The organism is Plantactinospora sp. A48, assembly GCF_055793945.1.
Genome location: NZ_JBTIXF010000066.1, coordinates 1 through 20,497, shown reverse-complemented (window position 1 = coordinate 20,497; position 20,497 = coordinate 1). Strand labels below are relative to the sequence as shown.

At 71.9% G+C, this 20,497-nt stretch carries 19 protein-coding genes; 8 read left to right on the top strand and 11 right to left on the bottom strand.

Translation table 11 applies throughout. The annotated features are described in order from the left end of the window. Positions 1-46 precede the first annotated feature (46 nt). Complete coding sequence (gene brxD, locus ACXN5W_RS25395) at positions 47-1,363, top strand: BREX system ATP-binding protein BrxD (protein WP_473160890.1); 1,317 nt, start codon at positions 47-49, stop codon at positions 1,361-1,363. Positions 1,364-1,418: 55 nt separating this feature from the next. Beyond that, entirely contained in the window at positions 1,419-3,530 is a 2,112-nt protein-coding gene (locus tag ACXN5W_RS25390) for a DEAD/DEAH box helicase (RefSeq protein ID WP_473160889.1), read from the top strand. Between the two features lie 249 nt (positions 3,531-3,779). Here ACXN5W_RS25390 and ACXN5W_RS25385 read toward each other — a convergent pair whose 3' ends face one another. Further along, the gene (locus tag ACXN5W_RS25385; protein WP_473160888.1) at positions 3,780-4,178 is read right to left on the bottom strand and encodes a hypothetical protein; all 399 of its coding nucleotides are present in this window, start codon (positions 4,176-4,178) and stop codon (positions 3,780-3,782) included. A 174-nt stretch (positions 4,179-4,352) separates the two neighbouring features. On the opposite strand from ACXN5W_RS25385, the gene bla reads away from it, so the two are divergent. After that, a complete protein-coding gene (bla, locus tag ACXN5W_RS25380) occupies positions 4,353-5,378 on the top strand; it encodes a class A beta-lactamase (RefSeq protein ID WP_473160901.1) in 1,026 nt (341 codons plus the stop codon). A gap of 58 nt (positions 5,379-5,436) precedes the next feature. Here bla and ACXN5W_RS25375 read toward each other — a convergent pair whose 3' ends face one another. Further along, complete coding sequence (locus tag ACXN5W_RS25375) at positions 5,437-6,330, bottom strand: hypothetical protein (RefSeq protein ID WP_473160887.1); 894 nt, start codon at positions 6,328-6,330, stop codon at positions 5,437-5,439. Positions 6,331-6,635: 305 nt separating this feature from the next. Here ACXN5W_RS25375 and ACXN5W_RS25370 point away from each other — a divergent pair, with 305 nt between their 5' ends. Beyond that, positions 6,636-9,866, top strand: a complete 3,231-nt coding sequence (locus ACXN5W_RS25370; protein ID WP_473160886.1) for a hypothetical protein — start codon at positions 6,636-6,638, stop codon at positions 9,864-9,866. A gap of 82 nt (positions 9,867-9,948) precedes the next feature. Here the strand turns inward: ACXN5W_RS25370 and ACXN5W_RS25365 are convergent, their stop codons facing one another. The 5 genes from ACXN5W_RS25365 to ACXN5W_RS25345 all read right to left on the bottom strand — a co-directional run bounded on the left by ACXN5W_RS25365 (position 9,949) and on the right by ACXN5W_RS25345 (position 13,541). After that, on the bottom strand, positions 9,949-10,617 hold the full coding sequence (locus ACXN5W_RS25365; RefSeq protein WP_473160885.1) for a hypothetical protein: 669 nt from the start codon (positions 10,615-10,617) through the stop codon (positions 9,949-9,951). Next, positions 10,614-10,841 (bottom strand): anti-sigma factor family protein, encoded by a 228-nt coding sequence (locus tag ACXN5W_RS25360; protein WP_473160884.1) that lies wholly within the window; start codon positions 10,839-10,841, stop codon positions 10,614-10,616. The genes ACXN5W_RS25365 and ACXN5W_RS25360 overlap by 4 nt, the downstream gene beginning before the upstream one ends. Continuing rightward, positions 10,819-12,111: a GNAT family N-acetyltransferase gene (locus ACXN5W_RS25355; RefSeq protein ID WP_473160883.1), complete on the bottom strand. Its 1,293-nt coding sequence runs from the start codon at positions 12,109-12,111 to the stop codon at positions 10,819-10,821. Before ACXN5W_RS25355 ends, ACXN5W_RS25360 begins: the two co-directional genes overlap by 23 nt. A 93-nt stretch (positions 12,112-12,204) precedes the next feature. Continuing rightward, positions 12,205-12,882: a G5 domain-containing protein gene (locus ACXN5W_RS25350; protein WP_473160882.1), complete on the bottom strand. Its 678-nt coding sequence runs from the start codon at positions 12,880-12,882 to the stop codon at positions 12,205-12,207. A gap of 209 nt (positions 12,883-13,091) precedes the next feature. Continuing rightward, positions 13,092-13,541 carry a carboxymuconolactone decarboxylase family protein gene (locus ACXN5W_RS25345; protein WP_473160881.1) on the bottom strand — a complete coding sequence of 150 codons (450 nt, stop codon included), beginning with the start codon at positions 13,539-13,541 and terminating at the stop codon, positions 13,092-13,094. Positions 13,542-13,623: 82 nt separating this feature from the next. Between ACXN5W_RS25345 and ACXN5W_RS25340 the strand changes: the two genes are divergently transcribed. The 3 genes from ACXN5W_RS25340 to ACXN5W_RS25330 all read left to right on the top strand — a co-directional run bounded on the left by ACXN5W_RS25340 (position 13,624) and on the right by ACXN5W_RS25330 (position 16,178). Further along, entirely contained in the window at positions 13,624-14,487 is an 864-nt protein-coding gene (locus ACXN5W_RS25340; protein WP_473160880.1) for a sigma-70 family RNA polymerase sigma factor, read from the top strand. Between the two features lie 235 nt (positions 14,488-14,722). Continuing rightward, complete coding sequence (locus tag ACXN5W_RS25335; RefSeq protein ID WP_473160879.1) at positions 14,723-15,304, top strand: hypothetical protein; 582 nt, start codon at positions 14,723-14,725, stop codon at positions 15,302-15,304. 193 nt (positions 15,305-15,497) lie between these two features. Next, positions 15,498-16,178 (top strand): lytic polysaccharide monooxygenase auxiliary activity family 9 protein, encoded by a 681-nt coding sequence (locus tag ACXN5W_RS25330; protein ID WP_473160878.1) that lies wholly within the window; start codon positions 15,498-15,500, stop codon positions 16,176-16,178. A 64-nt stretch (positions 16,179-16,242) separates the two neighbouring features. On the opposite strand, the gene ACXN5W_RS25325 is transcribed toward ACXN5W_RS25330, so the two are convergent. Beyond that, positions 16,243-17,193 carry an FAD-dependent oxidoreductase gene (locus ACXN5W_RS25325; protein ID WP_473160877.1) on the bottom strand — a complete coding sequence of 317 codons (951 nt, stop codon included), beginning with the start codon at positions 17,191-17,193 and terminating at the stop codon, positions 16,243-16,245. Positions 17,194-17,265: 72 nt separating this feature from the next. Between ACXN5W_RS25325 and ACXN5W_RS25320 the strand changes: the two genes are divergently transcribed. Further along, positions 17,266-18,270, top strand: a complete 1,005-nt coding sequence (locus tag ACXN5W_RS25320; protein ID WP_473160876.1) for a LysR family transcriptional regulator — start codon at positions 17,266-17,268, stop codon at positions 18,268-18,270. 8 nt (positions 18,271-18,278) lie between these two features. Here ACXN5W_RS25320 and ACXN5W_RS25315 read toward each other — a convergent pair whose 3' ends face one another. The 3 genes from ACXN5W_RS25315 to ACXN5W_RS25305 are packed head-to-tail and all read right to left on the bottom strand — an operon-like array spanning position 18,279 to position 20,387. Beyond that, positions 18,279-18,656, bottom strand: coding sequence for a VOC family protein (locus ACXN5W_RS25315; protein ID WP_473160875.1), 378 nt, complete (start codon positions 18,654-18,656; stop codon positions 18,279-18,281). A 25-nt stretch (positions 18,657-18,681) separates the two neighbouring features. Further along, positions 18,682-19,329, bottom strand: a complete 648-nt coding sequence (locus ACXN5W_RS25310; RefSeq protein ID WP_473160874.1) for a response regulator — start codon at positions 19,327-19,329, stop codon at positions 18,682-18,684. Continuing rightward, the gene (locus ACXN5W_RS25305) at positions 19,326-20,387 is read right to left on the bottom strand and encodes a sensor histidine kinase (protein WP_473160873.1); all 1,062 of its coding nucleotides are present in this window, start codon (positions 20,385-20,387) and stop codon (positions 19,326-19,328) included. Before ACXN5W_RS25305 ends, ACXN5W_RS25310 begins: the two co-directional genes overlap by 4 nt. Between the last annotated feature and the right edge of the window lie 110 nt (positions 20,388-20,497).

The window sequence follows — 20,497 nt, the reverse complement described above, 5'->3', positions numbered from 1 at the left end:
GTTGGCCGGGTTTGCCAGCCACGCAGCGGGACCGAAGGATGTCGCTGTGAGCGTGGAGATCTCCGCCCGGCGCCGGCGGGACATCATCGACGCGTTGCGCCGCGGCGTCGTACCCACCAACGGCCTGGACGCCCTGGCAGTCGGGCTGGACCGGTTCACCCGGGCCCTCGACGAGGACCTGAACCGGGTGGCGGGCGGCGGCAGCGTGTTCAAGGCGGTGCGTGGCGAGTACGGCGCCGGCAAGACGTTCTTCACCCGCTGGCTGGGGGAGCGAGCCAAGCGGCGCGGGTTCGCCGTCGCCGAGGTGCAGGTCTCCGAACTGGAGACGCCGCTGCACCGGATGGAGACCGTGTACCGGCGGCTGGTCGAACACCTGGCCACCGAGCAGTTCACCCCGAGCGCGTTCCGGCCCGTCCTCGACGGCTGGATCTACGCGCTCGAAGAGGATGTGCTGGCCGCCGGCACGGCCACCGAGGACGACGCCGACGCGCTGGACCAAGCCGTCAGCGAGCTGCTGGAACGGCGGCTGGCAGAGATCTCCCGGCGTACTCCCGGATTCGCCGCCGCGCTGCGGGGCTACCGGACGGCGACCGGCCGGGGCGACCAGGTGTCCGCCGACGGTCTGGCGGCCTGGCTCGGCGGCCAACCGCACGTGGCGGCCTCGGCCCGGCGGTCGGCGGGGGTGAAGGGCGATCTCGACCACTTCGGCGCGCTCAGCTTCCTGCAGGGCCTGCTGACCGTGCTCACTGACAGCGGGCACGCGGGGTTGCTGCTGGTGCTCGACGAGGTGGAGACCCTGCAACGGGTCCGTTCCGATGCCCGGGACAAAGCGCTGAACGCACTGCGGCAGCTCGTCGACGACATCTACGCCGGCCGGTTCCCCGGGCTGTTCCTGCTGATCACCGGGACCCCGGCGTTCTTCGACGGGCAACAGGGCGTGCAGCGGCTCGCGCCGCTCGCCCAGCGGCTCGCCACAGACTTCGGCCCCGATCCCCGGTACGACAACCCGCGCGCCACCCAGCTGCGGCTGCCCGGTTTCACCGAGGACGCGCTGGTCGAGTTGGGGGTCCGGGTGCGGGACATCTACCCCAGCACCTCGGTCTCCGATCGGGTGGACGACGCGTACCTGGGGGAGCTGGCCCGCGCCGTGGCCGGTCGGCTCGGCGGACGGGTGGGCGTCGCGCCCCGGATCTACCTGAAGAAGCTGGTGGCCGACGTGTTCGACCGGGTCGACCAGTTCGACGACTGGGACCCGCGCCGGCAGTACGCACTCACCCTGCGGCCCGATGAGCTGACCGACGAGGAACGCAACCTCGCGGCGGGACCGGCTTCCTCGGCCGACGACGTCGAGCTGACGATGTGAGCGCGAGGAGCGGACCGGTCTTGCGCGCTTTGCGGACGGAAACAGGTCTGGCTCGGTGAGCGCCCTCGATCCGGTGGTGCTGCACCACATCGTCAACACCCTGGCCTGGCCCGACCTGCGGCCCCTGCAGCGTGCCGCGGTTGCCCCGTTGATCGCAGGTGAGGACGCACTGCTGCTGGCACCCACCGCCGGCGGCAAGACCGAGGCCGCCGTGTTTCCGCTGCTGTCCCGGATGGCTGCCGAACATTGGACGGGCACCTCCGTGCTCTACCTCTGCCCGCTCAAGGCCCTGCTCAACAACCTGCACCCGCGACTTGAGCGGTATGTGGGCTGGCTCGGACGCGCGGCAGCGCTGTGGCACGGTGACATCGCGGCCTCCACGCGGCGCACCATTCTCTGGCAACGCCCGGACATTCTGCTCACCACCCCGGAATCCCTGGAAGCGATGCTGGTGAGCGTCAACGTCGACCATCGGCAGTTCTTCGCCGACCTGCGCGTCGTGGTGGTGGACGAGGTGCACGCCTTCGCCGGCGACGACCGGGGGTGGCACCTGCTCGCCGTGCTGGAACGGCTCAGCCACGTCATCGGCCGGCCCCTGCAACGGGTCGGCCTGTCCGCCACCGTGGGCAACCCCGAGCAGCTGCTGACCTGGTTGCAGGGCTCTGGCGCGGGTCACCGGCCAGCCCGGGTGATCGCCCCGGATCTGGCCGGTCCAGTCCCGCTTCCGGCCGGTACGCCGCCGCCCGGTGAGATCGAACTCGACTACGTCGGCACGCTGGCCAACGCGGCCACCGTGATCGCCGCGCTGCACGCCGGGGAGAAGCGGTTGGTGTTCTGCGAGGCCCGGCAGACTGTCGAGGAACTCGGCCAGTTGCTCCGGGAGCGTGGCGTCACCACGTTCCTGTCGCACGCATCCCTCTCGGCTGAGGAGCGGCGGCGCTCCGAGCAGGCGTTCGCCGAGGCACGGGACTGCGTCATCGTCGCCACCAGCACCCTCGAACTCGGCATCGACGTCGGCGACCTCGACCGGGTCATTCAGGTTGACACCCCGAGCACCGTGGCATCGTTCCTGCAGCGCTTGGGCCGCACCGGCCGCCGGCCCGGCAGCGCCCGCAACTGTCTGTTCCTGTGCCGGAGCCCGGGCTCCCTGGTGGCCGCCGCAGGTCTGCTGCTGCGCTGGAGCCAGGGCTGGGTCGAACCGGTCGTGCCTCCGCCCGAACCCCGACACATCGTCGCCCAGCAGTTCCTCGCACTCTGCCTGCAGGAGCAGCGCGTTGGAGACCAACTCTGGGACCGCTGGTGGAACCAACTGGTGCCCTTTGGCCGTGGCGCCGAGCCGATCCTGCGGCACCTCGTCGAACTCGGCTACCTCGACAGCGACGGCGGCATGCTGTTCATCGGACCCACCGCCGAGGAACAGTTCGGTCGGCGGCACTTCATGGAGCTGACGGCCGTGTTCACCGGTCCACCCGAGTTCACCGCCCTGCACGGCCGATCCGAGCTGGGCCGGATCAACCCGGACCTGCTCACCGAGAAGGTGGAGGGCCCCCGGCTGCTGCTGCTCGGTGGCCGTAGCTGGCGGGTGACGTACGTGGACTGGCGTCGCCGTCGGTGTTTCGTCGAACCGGCCGACGGCGGTGGCCGGGCCCGGTGGCCCGGCACCGGCTGGGTCGGGCTCGGTGTCGAGCTTGCCCGCGCCATGCGTGAGGTGCTGCTCGGTGCCGATCCACCCGTCCGGCTGACCGGTCGCGCCCGGGACCGGCTGGCGGTGCAACGCGACGAGTGGATGTCGCTGGTACATCCGGGCGGCAGTGTGATCCTGCGCGACAAGCGTGGTGATCTCCGGTGGTGGACCTGGGCGGGGCTGCGGGCCAACGCCACCCTCACGGCGACCCTCGGCGAGGTGGTCGACCCCGCGCACCGTTTCGACGACTACGCCATCCGGCTGCGTGCCGACCTGACCCCGGGCGACTGGAGTGCGCTGACCGCCGACGCGGGGCACCGGCTCTGCCTACCCGAGGTCAACGAGCGAGCGGTACGGGGGCTCAAGTTCAGCGCTGCCCTGCCGGACCGGCTGGCCATGGCCACCGTGGCCGCCCGGCTCGCCGACTTCCGCGGCGCGGCCACGTTACTCGACGAACCGGTCCGGTTCGTGACCACAGGGTGATCCCCACCGACTGGCCTACTGGATGCCCACGCGGTCCAGGTTCGACGCCACGGGCGGATCCCAGCGGCTCACCCTCCGCGCCCGTACGCCCATCATGTACGGCAACAAAACCGCCGCTCCGAGCTACTTCCGACACAGGCGCGCTGTCAGCGGGAAGGAAAGGTCAGAGCGGCACCATTCGGATCCTTCTGTCGCGGCGTCGACCGCTCCCGCCCACAGAGGCTCGGCGGACAACGCCGGTGCTGGCCGTCAGCCGGTGAAGGTGAAGGCGCCGTCGAGCCAGTTGTGCGGGGTGCCGCTCGCCCCGTTCTGCCGCCAGCCCTCGATGTAGATCCGCTCGTTGTGCTCGGGTGACTCGGAGAAGTACCCGATGCCGCATGCGGAGTCCGAGGTCCCGTTGCTGCCGTTGGTGTCCTCCGCGCTGGTGAACCAGGCGTGGAAGGAACCCGAGACCTCCACCCCGACCCGCTCGCCGTCCGTCTTGCGGTCGCAGACCTTCACGTACGGGAAGCTCTGCCCGGCGTCGACGTAGACGAGCAGGTAGTCGTTGTAGAAGGTGGCGCTGGTCGCGGCGTGCGCCGGGGTCGGGCTGAACGCCACGAGCGCTGCGGACAGGACAGTGGCTCCGACAATTCTCAGTTTCCGCATGTTCTCTGCCTCCCGTGGATGCGGATCTTCTTGTGAAGATCCTGCTGCCCCGCGCCGGCCGGCGCTGTCCGGTACGTGTCACCGGATCGGACCGACAGTGTCGACCTTCGTCACCGCCGTGCCCGCCGCGTCTTACCGTGCCTGAGACTTAGCCTGGACAGCGTGGAATTCGGGATGTTTGGGCGGCGGCCGACGGCCACGGGCGATGGGGCGTGGTCACGAGTGATCCTCGGGGTTCGCTTGAGCGCCGCGACGGTCACCGCCGGGCTGGTACTCGCCGCACTCGCGGCCTGTTCGACAACCGATGCCCCGACCGCGCCCGGGTCGACCCCGGCCGCCGCGTCGGGCCAAAATGGCGGCCAACCCAGCCCGGCCACCGCCCCACCCGGCCCGGCCGGCGGCTCCGTGACGCCGCCGGTGGTGACGCCGGACTTCGCCCGGCTGGAGGCGGCGTTCCACGCCCGCCTCGGGATCTACGCCGTCGACACCGGTACGGGCCGGGTGGTGCGGCATCGCGCCGACGAGCGGTTCGGGTACGCATCGACCTTCAAGGCACTCGCCGCCGCGGCCGTGTTGAGGTCCACCTCGACCGCCGAGCTTGACCAGGTCGTCCGCTACTCACGGGCCGAGCTGCTGGCGCACTCGCCGGTCACCGAGCGCAACGTGGCGAAGGGGATGACCCTGGGGGAGTTGGCCGACGCCGCCGTGCGGTACAGCGACAACACCGCCGGCAACCTCCTGCTCAAGCGGCTCGGCGGTCCAGCCGGGTTCAAGCGGACGTTGCGCGCCCTCGGTGATCAGGTCACCGACCCGGAGCGGACCGAGCCGGACCTCAACGAGGCCGCGCCCGGCGACCGGCGGGACACCAGCAGCCCCCGGGCGCTCGCCGCCGACCTGCGGGCGTACGTCGTCGGCGACGCGCTCGCCGCCGACGACCGCGCCACGCTGACCGGGTGGCTCAGGGGAAACACCACCGGGGACACGCTCATCCGGGCCGCGGTGCCGGCCGGCTGGCAGGTCGGCGACAAGACGGGCTCCGGCGGGTACGGCACCCGCAACGACATCGGGGTGGTGTGGCCCCCGGGTCACGCTCCCATCGTGCTGGCGATCCTGTCCAGCCGCGACACTAAAGACGCCGCGTACGACGACAAGCTGATCGCCCAGGCCGCGAAGCTGACGATCGGAGCGCTGTACCCGTAGGAGGCGGCTGCCTCGGCACAGGCGTCGCCCACCGGTGTTGTCCGGCTGGGTCGCTTCCTCAGCGCCGTCGCCAGGGCAGCCAGGAGCGGCCGGGCGTCTCCCGGGGCAGCGGCAGCTCCGGCAGCGAGGCGACCAGGAACGCCGTGCCGGCGACCACGCTGCCCGGCGCCGGTGCCGTGGTCTCCACCTCGGCCGGCAGGCACACGTCGGCCTCGAACCCGGCGCAGCGGACCCGGGCGGCGACGAACCGCTGCCCGGTCGCGGTCACCGTCCGCACGTCGGCGGCCAGCACCACACCGTTGAGTCGGGCGTACGCCTCCGCCGCCTCGCCCTGGTTGAACACCCCGTACGAGATGAACGACTCGGTGGCCATCCGGGGCGGCCACGACCATCCGTTCTCGACGTAGTGCGCGGGCGGCTCGCCGCGATCCTCACCACCGGCGGCGCCGCTTCGGCCGCCGCCACCGCCGCTCCCACCGTCACCGCCGCTGCTGTCCACACCGCTACCGCCGCTGAGCAGGCTGGCGTCGGACTCGGCGAACGCCTCCGTCGAGGCGTGCACGGTCATGTCGACCCCCAGCGCGACGAGGCTCGCCCGGCCCTCGACCGGATCGGCCGGGAACATGCTGCGCTGCTCGAACTCCGCGGCCAACCGGGTGACCAGCTCCCCGTCGTCGTCGAGCACGTCGGCGAACGCCACCTCGTCGTTCTCCGCGCGGACCTGGGCGAGTCGGGCACCCGGCTCCGCCGCCAGCGACGGCAGGAAGTCCACGATCTGGCGACCCTCGGTCGACACGACCAGCCGCGCTCCGCTGGGATCCTGCCAGCGGTACAGGAAACGGTCACCGCGTCGGGCGATCAGCTCGCCCGTCTCGATGGCCGAAACCGCCAGCCGATGCATCGCCTCGCGGTCCGAGACCGACAGCCCAACACAGTCCAGGTTCGACGCCACCGGGCGACCCTAACGGCCCGCCGAGCGCGCCCGCACGTCCATTACTACGGCAGGCACCGCCGTCACCCGGTGGCTGATGGCCGACCGCTGACCCCGGACGGATCCGGGCGGGATCCCGTGCCACCTGCGGAACCTCCGCAGATCTGTCAGCCCGACGAGGCGGGTCGCGGAAAGCCGTGCCGTCCCGGCGGGCGATTCTGGCGGTTCATCGAGAAGAACGGCGCAAACACCTGACGACCCTCCAGGCCGGACACCCGGAAGCTGTAATCGTGAAGAGACCGGCGAAGAGGACCTTGTGGACCGTCATGTCCCTGGTGATCGCCGTGGGCCTCGGGGCCGTCGCGGTCGTCTGGGGACTGCGCGGGGTCGAGGTGGTGTCCTGGCTGGCCGGGATCGGAGGTTTCCTGGCCGCCCTCTTCGTGCTCGGTCCGAGCGCGGCCGGACCGGCGGTGACCCGGTTCGGCAATGTCATCCGGGCCGGGCGCTCCGGCAAGATCCGCCGGATCCTCCTCTCCAACCGTGGCCACGGCACGGAGATCACCACCGGCCTGGGCGGCCTGGTCGAGGACGTCTGGATCGGCGACTACACGCCCGACCCGCTCACCCCACCGGCCATGCCCGCACCACCGGCCAGACCCCCCGCATCGCCGGCAGCGCCGCAGGCAGCCCCGGCAGCGCACGCAGCGCCGCCGGCAGCGGACGCAGCGCCGCCGGCAGCGGACGCAGCGCCGCCGGCAGCGGACGCAGCGCCGGCACCGCCACCGGTGGCGCCGGCGCCGCCGGCGGTGACCGGCCCGACACCGGCCCCGGTGGCGACCACCACCCCGGTGCCGCCGCCGGTGGTGACCGGCCCGGTCATCCCGGCCGCGCGGCCGACGGTGCCCGCGCACCCGATCCCGGCCACGACCGGGAGCGACCGCCCGGACCGGGTGATCCGGGTGACCGACGGCCTGATCGATCGGGATCTCGAACTGCGCTGGGTGCTGCGCCGGATCCAGACCCTGGGGCACGGCCCGCTGATCATTCTCGGTGGCCACGGCATGGGGAAGTCCTCTTTCCTGAGCCAGTTGCGCGCGGCGATCCGGCGGGACCTGCCGGACGTCCTCCTGCTGCCCGAGCAGGACGACGCCTCACTGTTGCTGTACGGGCTGAGCGAGTCGTACAGCGGCCAGTACGAGGACGACGCGACGGTCGCCTCCTCGCACCTGCTGCTCGGCAATTCCACCAAGCTCCTCCTCGACCTGGTGAAGAACATCGCCGAGCGGTTCGCCGGATTCCAGGTGGCCGTCGAAAAGTCGCAGAACGTGGGCAGCTCGACGATCAACGTGCAGCACAACCTGCAGTCTGGGGGGTGGCGTGGCGAGATCCGGAACGTCGAGATCGCGACCACGGTCAACGAAGCGCAGACCAATCCGACCGAGCGGATCCGCAACGCGCAGGCCCGGGTCGACGAGGCGTTCCTCGCGGACTGGCGCACCTGGCTGGCCGGCCGCCGGGCTGTGCTGGTGTTCGACGGTTTCGAGACGCTCATCGACGACGCGGTCGGCCAGTGGTTCGTCCGGCTGGTCGCCCGGATGCGTGACACGACGGTCGTGCTGCCGATGTTTCCCGGCGAGTACGCCGCGCACGGGCGTGGCCTGCTGGATCCGGAGCGCACCCAGGAACTGCGGCGCTTCTCCCTGGCCGAGGTCAGCGCCTACCTGACGCACTCGTTCGGTGAGTCGTCCGGGTCCCGACTGGCGCGGGTGGTCGTCGACTTCACCGGCGGTCATCCGTATGGCCTCAACCTGGTCACCCACCTCATCCGCACGCACCCGGACGGCGGCTTGGACCCGGTGCGGCTGCGCGGGATGCTGGCCAGCCTGTCCAGCGACGGCAACCTGCACCCGGACGAGGTCGTCCGGAGGGTGATCGACGCGGACCGGCACCACGAGGTGTGGCGGGTGGCCGAGGTCGCGTCTCTGCTGAACACCTTCGACGTACCGATGCTGGCGGCCCTGGTCCACGGCGAGGACGCCGCAGCCCATGCCGCCTCGGTCGGGATCGCGGTACGGCGGTTCGAACGGCTGAGCCTGCTCGATCCGCTGCCCGTCGCCGGCCTGTACCGGCTGCACGAGTTCATCCGGCCCGCCATGTCGGACGCGGTCCGCCGCTTCCAGCCCGATCTCTGGCTGGACGTGCACCGCCGGGCCGCCGACTACTACTACAACAAGCTGGACTCCTGGGAGGAAGACAAGGTCACGAAGCCGTACGGGTCCTGGTACAAGTTCGAGGACGCCGAGTGGCAGTTGTACGAGACGGAGTGGCTGTTCCACGCAGCCCAGCTTCCGGACCGGCGGGAGGTGACCCGTGCCCAGTTCGTCGTGCTGTACCTGGAGGCGTTCTGGTGGTGGGGCCTCTATGTCGACTTCCCGTTCTGCCAGCAACTGCTGGAAAGTTGGCAGCGGGCCGGCCGGGACGACCTGGACCAGTCCCTGCTGGAGCAGCTTCTTCGCTTCCAGGACAACTACTCGCTCGGGCCGGACAAGCCGGCCGGCCCGCACTGGACCGAGGTACGCCGGGCACTGCGCTCGATCGGCGAGCTGTGCGGCCTGCGCGGCGGCTGGCAGGACGCGCGGTATCCGGAGAGCGTCCAGCAGACCCGGCACCGGGCCTGGCTCTACCTGCGGCTGTTCACCGCGCACGGAAACTGGTACGACGGCCGGCTCGCCGAGGCCGAGGCCGGGTACGCCCGGCTGGAGCGCGAGTTTCTGGACCAGGATGACCCGGTGATGCTGGCCTGGCTGTACTTCGAGTGGGCCGACGTGACGATCACGGCGGGGGACCGGGCCGCCGCCGGCGCCCGATGCCGCCAGTCGAGCACCTGGCTGCGGACGCTGGCCGAGGACGACGACCTGGACTGGGAGCTGCTGGCCAACCTGCACCGCTGCCTCGGTGACCTGTTCGCGGCCTCCGGCGCCGGCTCGGGCCAGGGCTCGGCCTCCGACCCCGACCCCGACCCCGACCCCGGCTCCGGCTCCGGCTCCGGCCAGGTCATTGCGGCCGAAGAGTACGGCCGGGCCGTGCTGTGCGCCTTCCTGTTCCACCGGGCGACCAGCGATGTGGACCACGCGGTCAGCGCGCCCGACGAGTACACCCGGCGGTTCTACCAGGAGATGACGGACCGGGCGACCGCGTTCGCGCTGGCTCGTGTCGACCATCCGCTGCGCCCGGCGATCCTGGCCGCGCTCGTCGAGCCGATCGGCGGATCGCTGTCCGGCGGGCCGGGCGAAGAATCGCTGTCTGGCGGGCCGGGCGAAGAATCGCTGTCCGGCGGGCCGGGCCACGAATCGCTGTCCGGCGGATCGATCGGCGGGTCGCCGAACTCCTATCCGGTCTTTCCCCGGGGGCCGTCCGAGGAGGAACTGCACCTGCGGGTGTCCGCGTTCACCGACCTCTGGGGTGAGGTGGCCGAGGACGTCGAGCACGACGAGACGGCCGACCTCGACCGGATCGACCGGCTGGCCGAGCGCGTCGCCGCCGAGGCCGCCGGCTGACGCCCGTACCCACTGAGGTCCGGGTCCCGACCGGGTCGGGCCGCCGGTTGGCGCCTGACCGGGCGCCGGGCGGACCGGGTTTTCAGTCGGAGTCGGCCAGGCCCAGCCGGTCGGCGAGCCAGGCGGCCTGCCAGCGCCGTTCCGCGTCGTACCGGTCGGCGGTCAGCGGGTCGGTCGTGACCGTCCGGGCCTGCGCCGCCCGGGCCGCGATGTAGCCCATCGCGACCACCGGGTACTCGCCAACCATCTCGACCGCGTCCGCCAGGTAGCCGCAGACCCGGGCCGTGGTCGGCCGGCCGGCGCGGGCCGCCGCCTCCTGCCGGCGCAGGGCAAGCTCGCGCAGGCCGTCGACGTCGATGCCGGACGGGCCGCCGTCCGGCGCGAGCAGTCCGTCGGCCGCGGCGCGCAGCGTACCGTCGTCCAGGTCGCCGCACTCCGCCGCGGCGTGCCACGCCGCGCGACCGACGCAGGCCCGGACGTACCCGGCGGCGGCGTCGGCGTCCCAGCCCGGGACCCGCGCCGCCAGCCGCCCGCGCGGCGCCACCACCTTGTGTCCCACGGCCGCGACGGAACCCGCCAGCTCGACCCGCCACAGCTCGTCCTGGATCCAGTACGGCAGGTCCGCGACGCGGCAGGCGTGTACTCCCCGCTCGCAGGGGACGACCTCGGCGACCTCCAGCCACTCGGACGACCACCGGTGGCCGGAGAGCGGGCCGACCGCTCCGGCGGTGAGGAACTTGTAGTAGTTCACGTGGCCGAGCCCCGGGCGATCGTGATCAGGTGGTCCGGGACCGGCCGCCCGGGCAGCTCGGCGAGGGCGGTCCGCAGGTCACGCAGCTTGTGCACCTGCCACAGGCAGGCGGGGCAGGCCAGGATGTGCTGCTCGAAGAGTTCCCGCCGGTCCGGTGGCACGGCGCCGTCGACGATCCGGCCGGCCAGGCCGACGACCGTGTCACAGCGTAGGAACGGATCCATCCCCGGCCTCCTCGCCCAGTAGCCCCCGGTCGATCAGCGACACCAGCTCGGTACGGGCGGCCCCCACGAGGGCGCGGTAGTCGTCCTCGGACTGCTCCGTCACGGCTGCCGCCTGGGCGACGGACAGACCGACCACGTCCGACAGCACTATCGCCACCCGGGGCAGCGGCGGCAGCCGCCGTACGGCCGGCGTGGCGAGCTGCCGCAGCGGAACCTCGACGGTCCACCGTGGCGGGTCCGTCCGCCACCAACCGGCCCAGGGATCGTCCTCGCCCGCGAACCACCAACCCAACACGTCGGCGTCGGCCGGATGCGCCGAGACGTACAACAGGTCGGCGTCGGCCAGCGCGTCCACCAGTTCGGCGAGAACTGCCGCCCGGGGCTGCGGCAGGCGCTCCCCGGCGTGCATCCGGGCGAGTACGCGACGCCAGACGTCGTCCAGCACGGTCAGCGCCCGCTCGTCGGTGGACAGCAGGCCCACCGCCGCGGCGGTCGCCGGGTAGTCGTGGCGCAGCAGATCCGTGGGTACGTCCAGGGGCGGGATCTCGGCGTACCGCTGCGGGGCCAGCAGAACCGGCTCGGGTCCGGGCCCGTTGATCCGGGCCAGCAGCGCGGCGAAGACCGGGTCGTCGCGTACCTCGGGACCGTCGGTGGACTCGAAGTAGTCGGTGACGAAGGCGGTCAGCGCGCGGGCGGTCACCTTCCGGCGGCCGGGCGCGACGGCCAGCAGCATGCCGGTGACCGGCTCGTGTTCCGGGGTCACCCGTGGTTGCACGAACGGGCTGGGCACCAGCAGGAAACCCTCCCGCTGGTAGAACCGGAGCCGCGCGTCGGGGTCCCCGTGTTCGGTGGCGTCGCCGTGTTCGGTGGCCGGGTGGAAACGTGGGTCCTCCACCTCGGCCACCACGAAGTCGGCGCCGAGCCGGGCCTGCCAGCCGGGCAGCAGGGCCCGCAGCAGGGCGCCGCCGACGCCGCCACCCCGGTTGCCCGGGTGGACCGCGAGATAGCTGAGCAGCAGGACCTCGGGCCGGTCGAACCGGTCGACCACCACGATCCCGACGGGACTGTCGTCCCGCACCGCGACACCGACCAGCGCCGCGCCCTCCGCCAGCCGACCGGCGATACTGTCGAGGTCCTCCAACTCGTTGGCCGGAAAACTCGGGCCGAGAATGTCAGTGTGGGCGCGGCTCAGCAGTGCCTGATCGGGCACCTCGGACAGGTCATGGAACTCGAGCCGGCCGGTTGACCGATCCGCGGTCGAGAACGTCACCCCGGTATCCTCAGCCCTCCAAGCGTCGTACCACAACCGTCCGAACGCGTCGCCATCGCGACCCCAACCGGCGTCAACGCACCCGCGGTCGGGTCAGGTGTCGCAGCCGATGCCGTCGCCGTCGCGGTCCAGGTCGTAGATGTCGTCGCCGATCACCCGGACCGGTCCCCGGACGTACGCGGGTCCGTTCCCGCTGCCGCCGGCGCAGTCGACGTCGCTCGCGATGGGTACGCAGGCGCCGCTGTAGTTCGGGTCGCACCGTGCGGCGGGCCTGGTGCCGATCTTGACAACCTCGGTGACGGGCGCCTTCGTGACCCGCGTACCGACCAGTTTCCGTGCCGTCTCGACGCCGTCGGTGACGGTCACCGTGTATGTCGTGGTCTTGACGCCCGCCACACCCCGGGTGACCACCCGTCGGGTCCCCTTGGTCAACGAGGCGTCGTTGACCTTCCGGGTCCGGTACGGGATCTTCTGTGTCTCGGTGACCGTGCGGGTCTCGCTGACCGGGGCCACGGCGGCCGGCGAGGTGGCCGGCGGTGACGTCGGGTCCGCCGCCGACGTCACCGCCGGCCCGGCGGCCGTGGTTGGTGCGGTGGCCGCGGCGGCGACGGGGGACCTGGTCGCCGGCTCCTGCTTGGCGCTGTCCGGGCCGACGATGGCGATGATGCCGGGTACGCCGCAGCACAGCATCACCAGCGCTGTCGCACCCACCACCGCCATGCCGGCCTTCGAGCGGAGGAACCTGACCGACCCTGGACCTTGGCGTGTCATCTGTCCGAGTGTGCTGGCGGTCGGCGCTCTCCGGCACCGGCTTCCGGCACCGACTGCGATCCCCGTCGGGGCGGTTGCCCGGACCGGAAACCAGCCGGCCTCTTCCGTTCGGCCGCCTCACCCGACCCGGTCAGGGTAGCCGGGCGGACCCGCTGAGTTGAGCGACCCTCGACCGGACGCCCCACTGCTGTCGTGCGGCGGACAGGGGCTCACCACGTCCTGCCGGCCTGCTCCCGGTTGGTGCGGTTGAGCCGGTTGAAGAAGTTGGTCAGCGCGATCTCCAGGCTGATCGTGTTGAGTTGCTCCTCGGTGAAGTGGTCGGCGGCGGCGTCCCAGACCTCGTCGGTCACCCCGGCGGCGCCGTCCTGGAGTCTGGTGGCTGCCTCGGCCAGCGCGAGCGCCGCCCGTTCCGCATCGGTGTAGAAGGGCGTCTCACGCCACGCGACCACGTTGTGCAGCCGGTCGTCGGTCTCGCCGCCCTTCTTCGCCGACGCGATCGAGGCGAAGACGCACGGGCTGCATCCGTTGATCTGGCTGACCCGCAGATGCACCAGCGTCAGCAGTCGCCGGTCGACACCCCCGGCGGAGATCACGTTGTTGAGCTGCTGGATCGCGGCGAACAACCCGGGGTTCCGCGACCCCTTGGTGCGTGCTTCCATCGTTCTGCTCCCTCATCGGTTACCCGCGCTCGGTCGAGCCCGTCATCACCCATGACGGAGCGGATCCGACGGAGGTAACAACATGTCCGACCTGATGGCCGAGGCGTTCGAGTCCCAGCGGGACCGGCTGCGTGCGGTCGCCTACCGGATGCTCGGTTCCCACGCCGACGCGGAGGACGTGGTCCAGGAGGCGTGGCTGCGGCTGTCCCGCCAGGACACGTCCACCATCCGCAACCTCGCCGGCTGGCTGACCACGGTGGTCGGTCGGATCAGCCTCGACCTGCTCCGCTCCCGCCGGGTCCGCCCCGACGCCCCGTACGACGACCGGGAGCCCGTGCCCGTGGTGGTGACGCTCGACGACGCGCCGGTTCCCGAGGAGGACGCCGTACTCGCCGACTCGGTCGGGCTGGCGCTCCTGGTCGTGCTCGAATCGCTCCGCCCGAACGAACGGCTGGCGTTCGTGCTGCACGACCTGTTCGCGGTGCCGTTCGACGAGATCGGCGTGATCCTCGGCAAGTCGGCCGACGCCACCAAGATGCTCGCCAGCCGCGCCCGCCGGAAGGTGCAGGCGGCCGACCGGCCGGCCGGGGCGGTCCGGGAGCGGCGGCGGGTGGTTCAGGCGTTCCTGACGGCGGCCCGGCACGGCGACTTCGAGGCGTTGCTGCGGGTGCTCGACCCCGAGGTGAAGCTGACCGCCGACACCCCCACCGGTGTCGTCGTCGTGCTCGGCGCCACCCGGGTCGCCGCCGGCGCACGGCTGGCCGCCAGCGCTGGGCTGGGCCGGGTGGCACTCGTCGACGGCCGTCCCGGTCTCGTGTCCTGGCGCGAGGACGGCACCCCGCTCGCGGTCCTGGCGTTCACCGTGGTTGACGACCGGATCACCGAGATCGTGGCCGTGACCGACCCGGGCAGGCTCGCCCTGATGGACCTGCCGAACCCGGCGTGAACAACCCCGCCAGGCCGGTCCGGCACGCCGACACCGCCGTCGACTAATGATGAGAATCAATGAATCGGTTCGACCGGTAATGGCTGGCCGATCTTCCAATTACTGAACATCGTCGATGTTGCCGAGCGGATCCGGGCGTGCTGGAATGGCTCACGTCGCCGGGCCGGTTCCACGACGACGGGCGCGTTCCTCCGGACGCGTTTTCCTGCCCGCCGTACGGATCCGAAAGGTGATCATGAGTTCCCGAGCGAGTTTCGTGGGGTGGTACCGGAACCGCCTGGTGTGGGCGGTGGTGATTCCGCTGGTGGTGGCGGCCGGCGCGATCGTGCTGGTCAGATCGGCCGGCTCGGACTCGGAGCCGGTGGATCTGCAGGGCCAGCTCACGTCCTGGATGCGGACCACGCTCGAGCAGACGGACCCGGGGCAGCACAACCACGCCGGGCACGGCACTCAGCAGGCGACCGGCGGGGAGAAGAAGCCGCCGGTGATCTGCGGGGTCCGCGTCTACGGGTACGAGCCGGCGGAGGCCAGCGTGCTCGCCGACGTACGGACGGTCTACGGCTTCCACCTCTGCGGGGTGGCCGAGCCGAACTGCCCCTGGGATGTGGCGGTGAAGCTGGCGGGGCCGCTGATCATCGACAGGTCCACCGAGCCGCCGGGCATCCGGGTGGTCGAGGCGACCGCCGACGTCAAGTTCGTCGACCGGCTGCGGCAGATGTTCCCGGCCAGGTACGCGGAGGTGGCGCTCAAGGAGGCGTTGGTCGGCTCGGAGATGGCCGACCTGCGCCGCCGGTACGACGCCGCGGCCGGGGTGTGACCAACGCCGGGGTGTGACCATGCCGGAGTTTGACCAACGCTGGTGCTGACCGGCGCCGGAGTTCGACCAACTTCGGTCAGCCCGCTCCAAATCCGGCCATAGATAGATCAGCATTGATATTTGAGAACATCAATGCAATGGTGGGAGAAAGCGTTCCTGTCCTGATCCGGCGCCGAGGAGCGGAGGACGAACAATGCCCACCCACAGTCGTGATCAAACCCGCGGACGGTCCCGGTCAGCCGTCCGGCGGCCCCTCCAGGGGCTCGTGCTGCTGTTCGCCGTGCTGGCCGGCGCGGTGTCCTGGGCCGGCGGAGCCCAGGCCCACGGCACCATCGTCAACCCGGCGACCCGCGCCTACCACTGCTGGCAGGCCTGGGGCAGCCATCACATGGACCCGGCCATGCAGCAGCAGGACCCCATGTGCTGGCAGGCCTTCCAGGCCAACCCCGACACCATGTGGAACTGGATGAGCGCACTGCGCGACGGCCTCGGCGGTCAGTTCCAGGCCAAGACGCCCGACGGGCAGCTGTGCAGCAACGCGCTGTCCAGGAACGACAGCCTCAACCAGCCCGGGGCGTGGAAGACGACCACCGTCGGCAGCAGCTTCACCGTCCAGCTGTACGACCAGGCCAGCCACGGCGCCGACTTCTTCAAGGTCTACGTCACCAAGCAGGGGTTCAACCCGGCCACCCAGCGCCTCGGGTGGGGCAACCTGGACCTGATCACCACCACCGGCCGGTACGCGCCGGCGCAGAACATCTCGTTCAACATCTCGGTCCCGGGACACACCGGAAACCACATCCTGTTCGTGATCTGGCAGGCGTCGCACCAGGACCAGACGTACATGTGGTGCAGCGACATCAACATCACCTGACCAGCGGGATCGACGATCACCGCGACGTTCCGGCCCAGGATCTCCCCGTCCTGGGCCGGAACGGTCAGTCCTTCGCCAGCGCCAGCCGGGTCACCTCGTCGGCGCAGCCCCACGACAGCGTCATCCCGGCCCCGCCGTGGCCGTAGTTGTGGACCAACCACCCGTCTTCGGCCTCGACCCGGGGACCACCGATCCGGGTCGGTCGCAGCCCGACCCGGTGCTCGAGCAGCCGCGCCCCGCGAAGCTGCGGCACCAGCGAGGTGCACCGGTCGACGATCGCGCGCGCCGTGACCCCGTCCGGCACCGGATCGGCGCGGCCCGGCTCGAACGTGCCGCCGAGGACCACGTCCCGGGAGCGCGGGTGGACGTACACCATGCCGTTCGGATGGTCCTCGTCCCGCACCGACACCGTCAGGCCCGGGTTGGCGACCAGCACGACCTGCCCGCGCGCCGGTCGTACCGTCGGGTCGTCCGCCAGCCCGCCGGCGGCGAGCCCGGTCGCGTTCACCACCACCGGCGCGTACGCGGTCGCGTCCGCCAGCGCGGCCAGCCGGCGGCGCAGCACGGTTCCACCCCCGGCGACGAACCGGTCCACCAGCCAGCGCAGGTACGGCACCATCTCCGCGCTGGGCACCGTGAAACGCCACTGCCCGGCGTACCCGGGTGGAATGTCCTCCTCGGGCACGGACCGGAAGTCGCGGACGGCGGGTGCCCACCACGGATCCGGCGTGGGCGTCCGCAGCAGCATCCGGGTCGGTCGCATGACCACCCCGGGCACGCCGTACGCCGCCTGCGTGGTGAACTCGTCGAAGGTACGACGGGCCCAGTCGAGCACCCGCGGATCTCCCGCGGTGTGCGTGGGGTACCAGACCGCGGCGGCGACCGCGGACACCGTGTCCTCGGGCGGATCCGCCGCCACCACCGTGACCGAGGCGCCCGCCTGCTGCATCCTGATCGCACTCGTCAGCCCGCAGATGCCGGAGCCGACCACCACAACGTCAACCATGCTCACCATGGACGCACCTCGACCGGGGCGCTGTCCAAGACAACCGGGTTACCGGCCGATAAGGAGCGCTTATGCTGAGACATGGAGCTGCGCAGGCTGCGGTACTTCGTGGTGCTCGCGGAGGAGCTGCACTTCACCCGGGCCGCGCGCCGGTTGCATCTCGCGCAGCCCGCGCTGAGCCAGCAGCTGCGCGTGCTGGAACGTGAGCTGGGCGCCCAACTGGTGGAGCGCGGACCGGGCGGCTGCACCCTGACCGCCGTCGGCGTCGTGGTGCTGACCGAGGCGCGGGAGTTGCTCGCGCACGCCGACAACGCGCGGGCCCGCATCGAGGTCGCCGCCCGCGGCCAGGGCGGCCAGCTCCGGCTCGCCTACACCAGATCAGCCCGCGGTGGGCTGGTCGACGCCCTCGTGTCGCGGTTCCGCGAGGAGAACCCGAACGTGCAGGTGCTACCGGAGACCGGCTGGACCGCACCGAACATCGCCGGGCTGCTCACCGGCCGCTACGACGCGGCGTTCGTCCGCCCGCCACTGTACGAACCCGAGTTGAGCTGCCGGTTCCTCTGCGCCGAGGAACTGCTGCTCGCCGTGCCGGCCGGTCATCCGCTGGCCGAGCTGCGCCGGGTGCCCCGGCAGGCGGTCGTCGGTGAACCCGCGGTGATGTGGCCCCGGGAGAACGGACCCGGCATGTTCGACCGCACCGTCGCCCAGATCTGGCCGCACGGCGGCTTCAACCTGGTCCGCCACGAACCCGACGACGAGCAACTGCTGCGCGCGGTGGCCACCGGGTCCGTGCTGGCGGCCGTACCCGCCGGCCGCGCGCGGGCGTTGCGGCTGCCGGGGGTACGGCTGCGCCACTTCACCGCGCCGACCCCCACGGTGGACATCGGACTCGCCTACCACACCCAGCGGCTACCTCCGGTCGTGCGGCGGCTGCTGTCCACCATCGAGGCGATGGTCCCCGAGGCCACCGCCCCGCCCGAGGCCACCGCCCCGCCCGAGGCCGCACTGCCCGAGGCCGCGGTGCCGGCCGAGGCCGCGGTGCCCGAGATCAGGGGGCCGGCCGAACGGGATCCGACCGCCGGCTGAGGCGGCGCTCAGTTCACCGGCGGAGCCCAGCTGGGGCGCCTGATCAGGCAGAACGGGTGGCCAGCGGGGTCTGCGTAGACGTGATCACCCGGTAGCTGCCGCGCGCCCAGCGCGAGCACCTGCCGCGCCGCCGCGTCCTGGTCGTCCACCATCACGTCGAGGTGCATCTGCTGCGGCACCGCCGGGTCCGGCCAGGTCGACGGCGTCAGGTCCGCCGCGCGCTGAAACGCCAGCCCGGACGCCGCCGTACTGGTCGACACGACGACGAAGTCCTCGTGTTCGTCCGCGTACGTGATCGGATCGCCCAGGACCGCGCTCCAGAACCGCGCCTCCGCCATCGGGTCCGGGCAGTCCACGATCAGGTGGTGAAGCCGACCGACGGCCACGGCGACCGCCTCCTTCCCGGTTCGATCATCGGTTCACGGTGAGGCCGGCCCGGACGCCGATCACCGCGAGTTGGGCCCGGGTCCGGGCGTTCAGCTTCACCATCGCACGGCTGGCGTGGGTGCGTACGGTCGCGGGGCTCAGCGAGAGTTCCCGGGCGATCTCCGCATTGGTGTGGCCGGTGGCGACCCAGGCCACGATCTCCCGTTCCCGGTCGGTCAGCGTGTCGATGCCGGCGACAACGGCACCGGGCTGGCTGAACAGCGCCAGCACCCGACGGGTCACCGACGGCGACAGCAACGCCTCACCGGCCGCCGCCACCCGGACCGCCCGGACCAGATCCACCGGAGCGGTGTCCTTCAGGACGAAACCGGCGGCGCCGGCCTGCAACGCCTCGAAGACGTACCTGTCGATCTCGAAGGTGGTCACCACGATCACCCGCAGGTCCGCCAGGTCCGGATCGGCCCCGATCGCCCGCAGTGTCGCCAGGCCGTCCATGCCGGGCATCCGGATGTCCAGCAGCAGCACGTCGGGCCGGACCCGGCGCACCACCCGCAGCGCGTCGTACCCGGAAGCGGCCTCACCCACCACCGCCAGGTCGTCCTCCCGGTCGAACAGCACCCGCAGGCCCATCCGTACCAGATCCTGGTCGTCGGCCAGTACCACGCGAATCATCCGGCACCCCCCGCTGGCAGCCACGCCGTGACCTGGAAACCGCCGCCGGTCCGCGGTCCGGCCGTGAACCGGCCGCCGACCGCCTCGACCCTGCCCCGCAGCCCCACCAGCCCCCGCCCCCGCGCGGCCGCGTCGTCGGCGGCACCGCACCCACGGTCGCCGACCTGCACCACCACCTCACCGTCGACCGGCACCACCCGCACCTGTGCGGTGGTCGGCCCGGCGTGTCGCAACACGTTCGTCAACGACTCCTGCACCACCCGGTACGCCACCGAGCCGGCCTCGTCGGTCAGCGTCACCTCGGTCGTCGTCAACTCCACCGGCAGGCCGGCCGCGCGGACCTCGTCGACCAGCGTACCGACGGACGCCAGCCCCGCCTCCCCGTCGCGCGGGTGGAAGGCGTCGAGCATGGCGCGGAGACTGGCCAGCGAGGTGCCGCTGGTCGCCCTGATCGCCTCCAGCGACGCTCGCGCCTGGTCGGGGCGCTCGTCGAGCACCAGCAGCGCGATCCCGGCGTGCATCGCGATCAGCGCGAAGCCGTGCCCGGCCACGTCGTGCACCTCGCCGGCCAGCCGTACCCGCTCCGCGGCGGCGGTCCGGGCCACCAGGTCCCACCGGGCTCGCGTCCGGGCCGCCGCTGTGACGTGCGACAGCGCCCCCAGCGACCAGGGCAGGACGACCCACCCGGTCCAGCCCAGGGCGAGCACGATCGGTTGGTGCAGCAGGGGCATCGACCGCAGCAGCACCGTCGCCGAGGCCATCAGCGCCGCGACCGCGCACGCCGCGGCCGAGCGCCGCAGCGGCCGCCGCCGGGCCACCTCGAACATGGCGACCACCATGCACAACTGCACCGGCCCGTACCGGTAGCCGGCCAGGAGATAACCGCTGACGGACAGCATGACGCCGGCGAGCGCCCAGAACGGCGCGCGGCGCAGCCACACCGTCGCCAGCGCCGCCAGCGCGACCAGCGCGATCCCCCACACGTCCAGGGCCGCGCCCGAGTCGCTCGACACCTGGTTCACCACGATCGTGCCGGCGACCAGCACTCCCGCCAGCACCGCCGCGGCCGCCCACTTCCCCCCCCTCCGTGGCTTGGGGTTGGTGTCCCCTGTTTTTTTTCTTCCCCCTTTGGGGGCCCTCTTCTTCCCACACCTCCCCCCGACCCCCC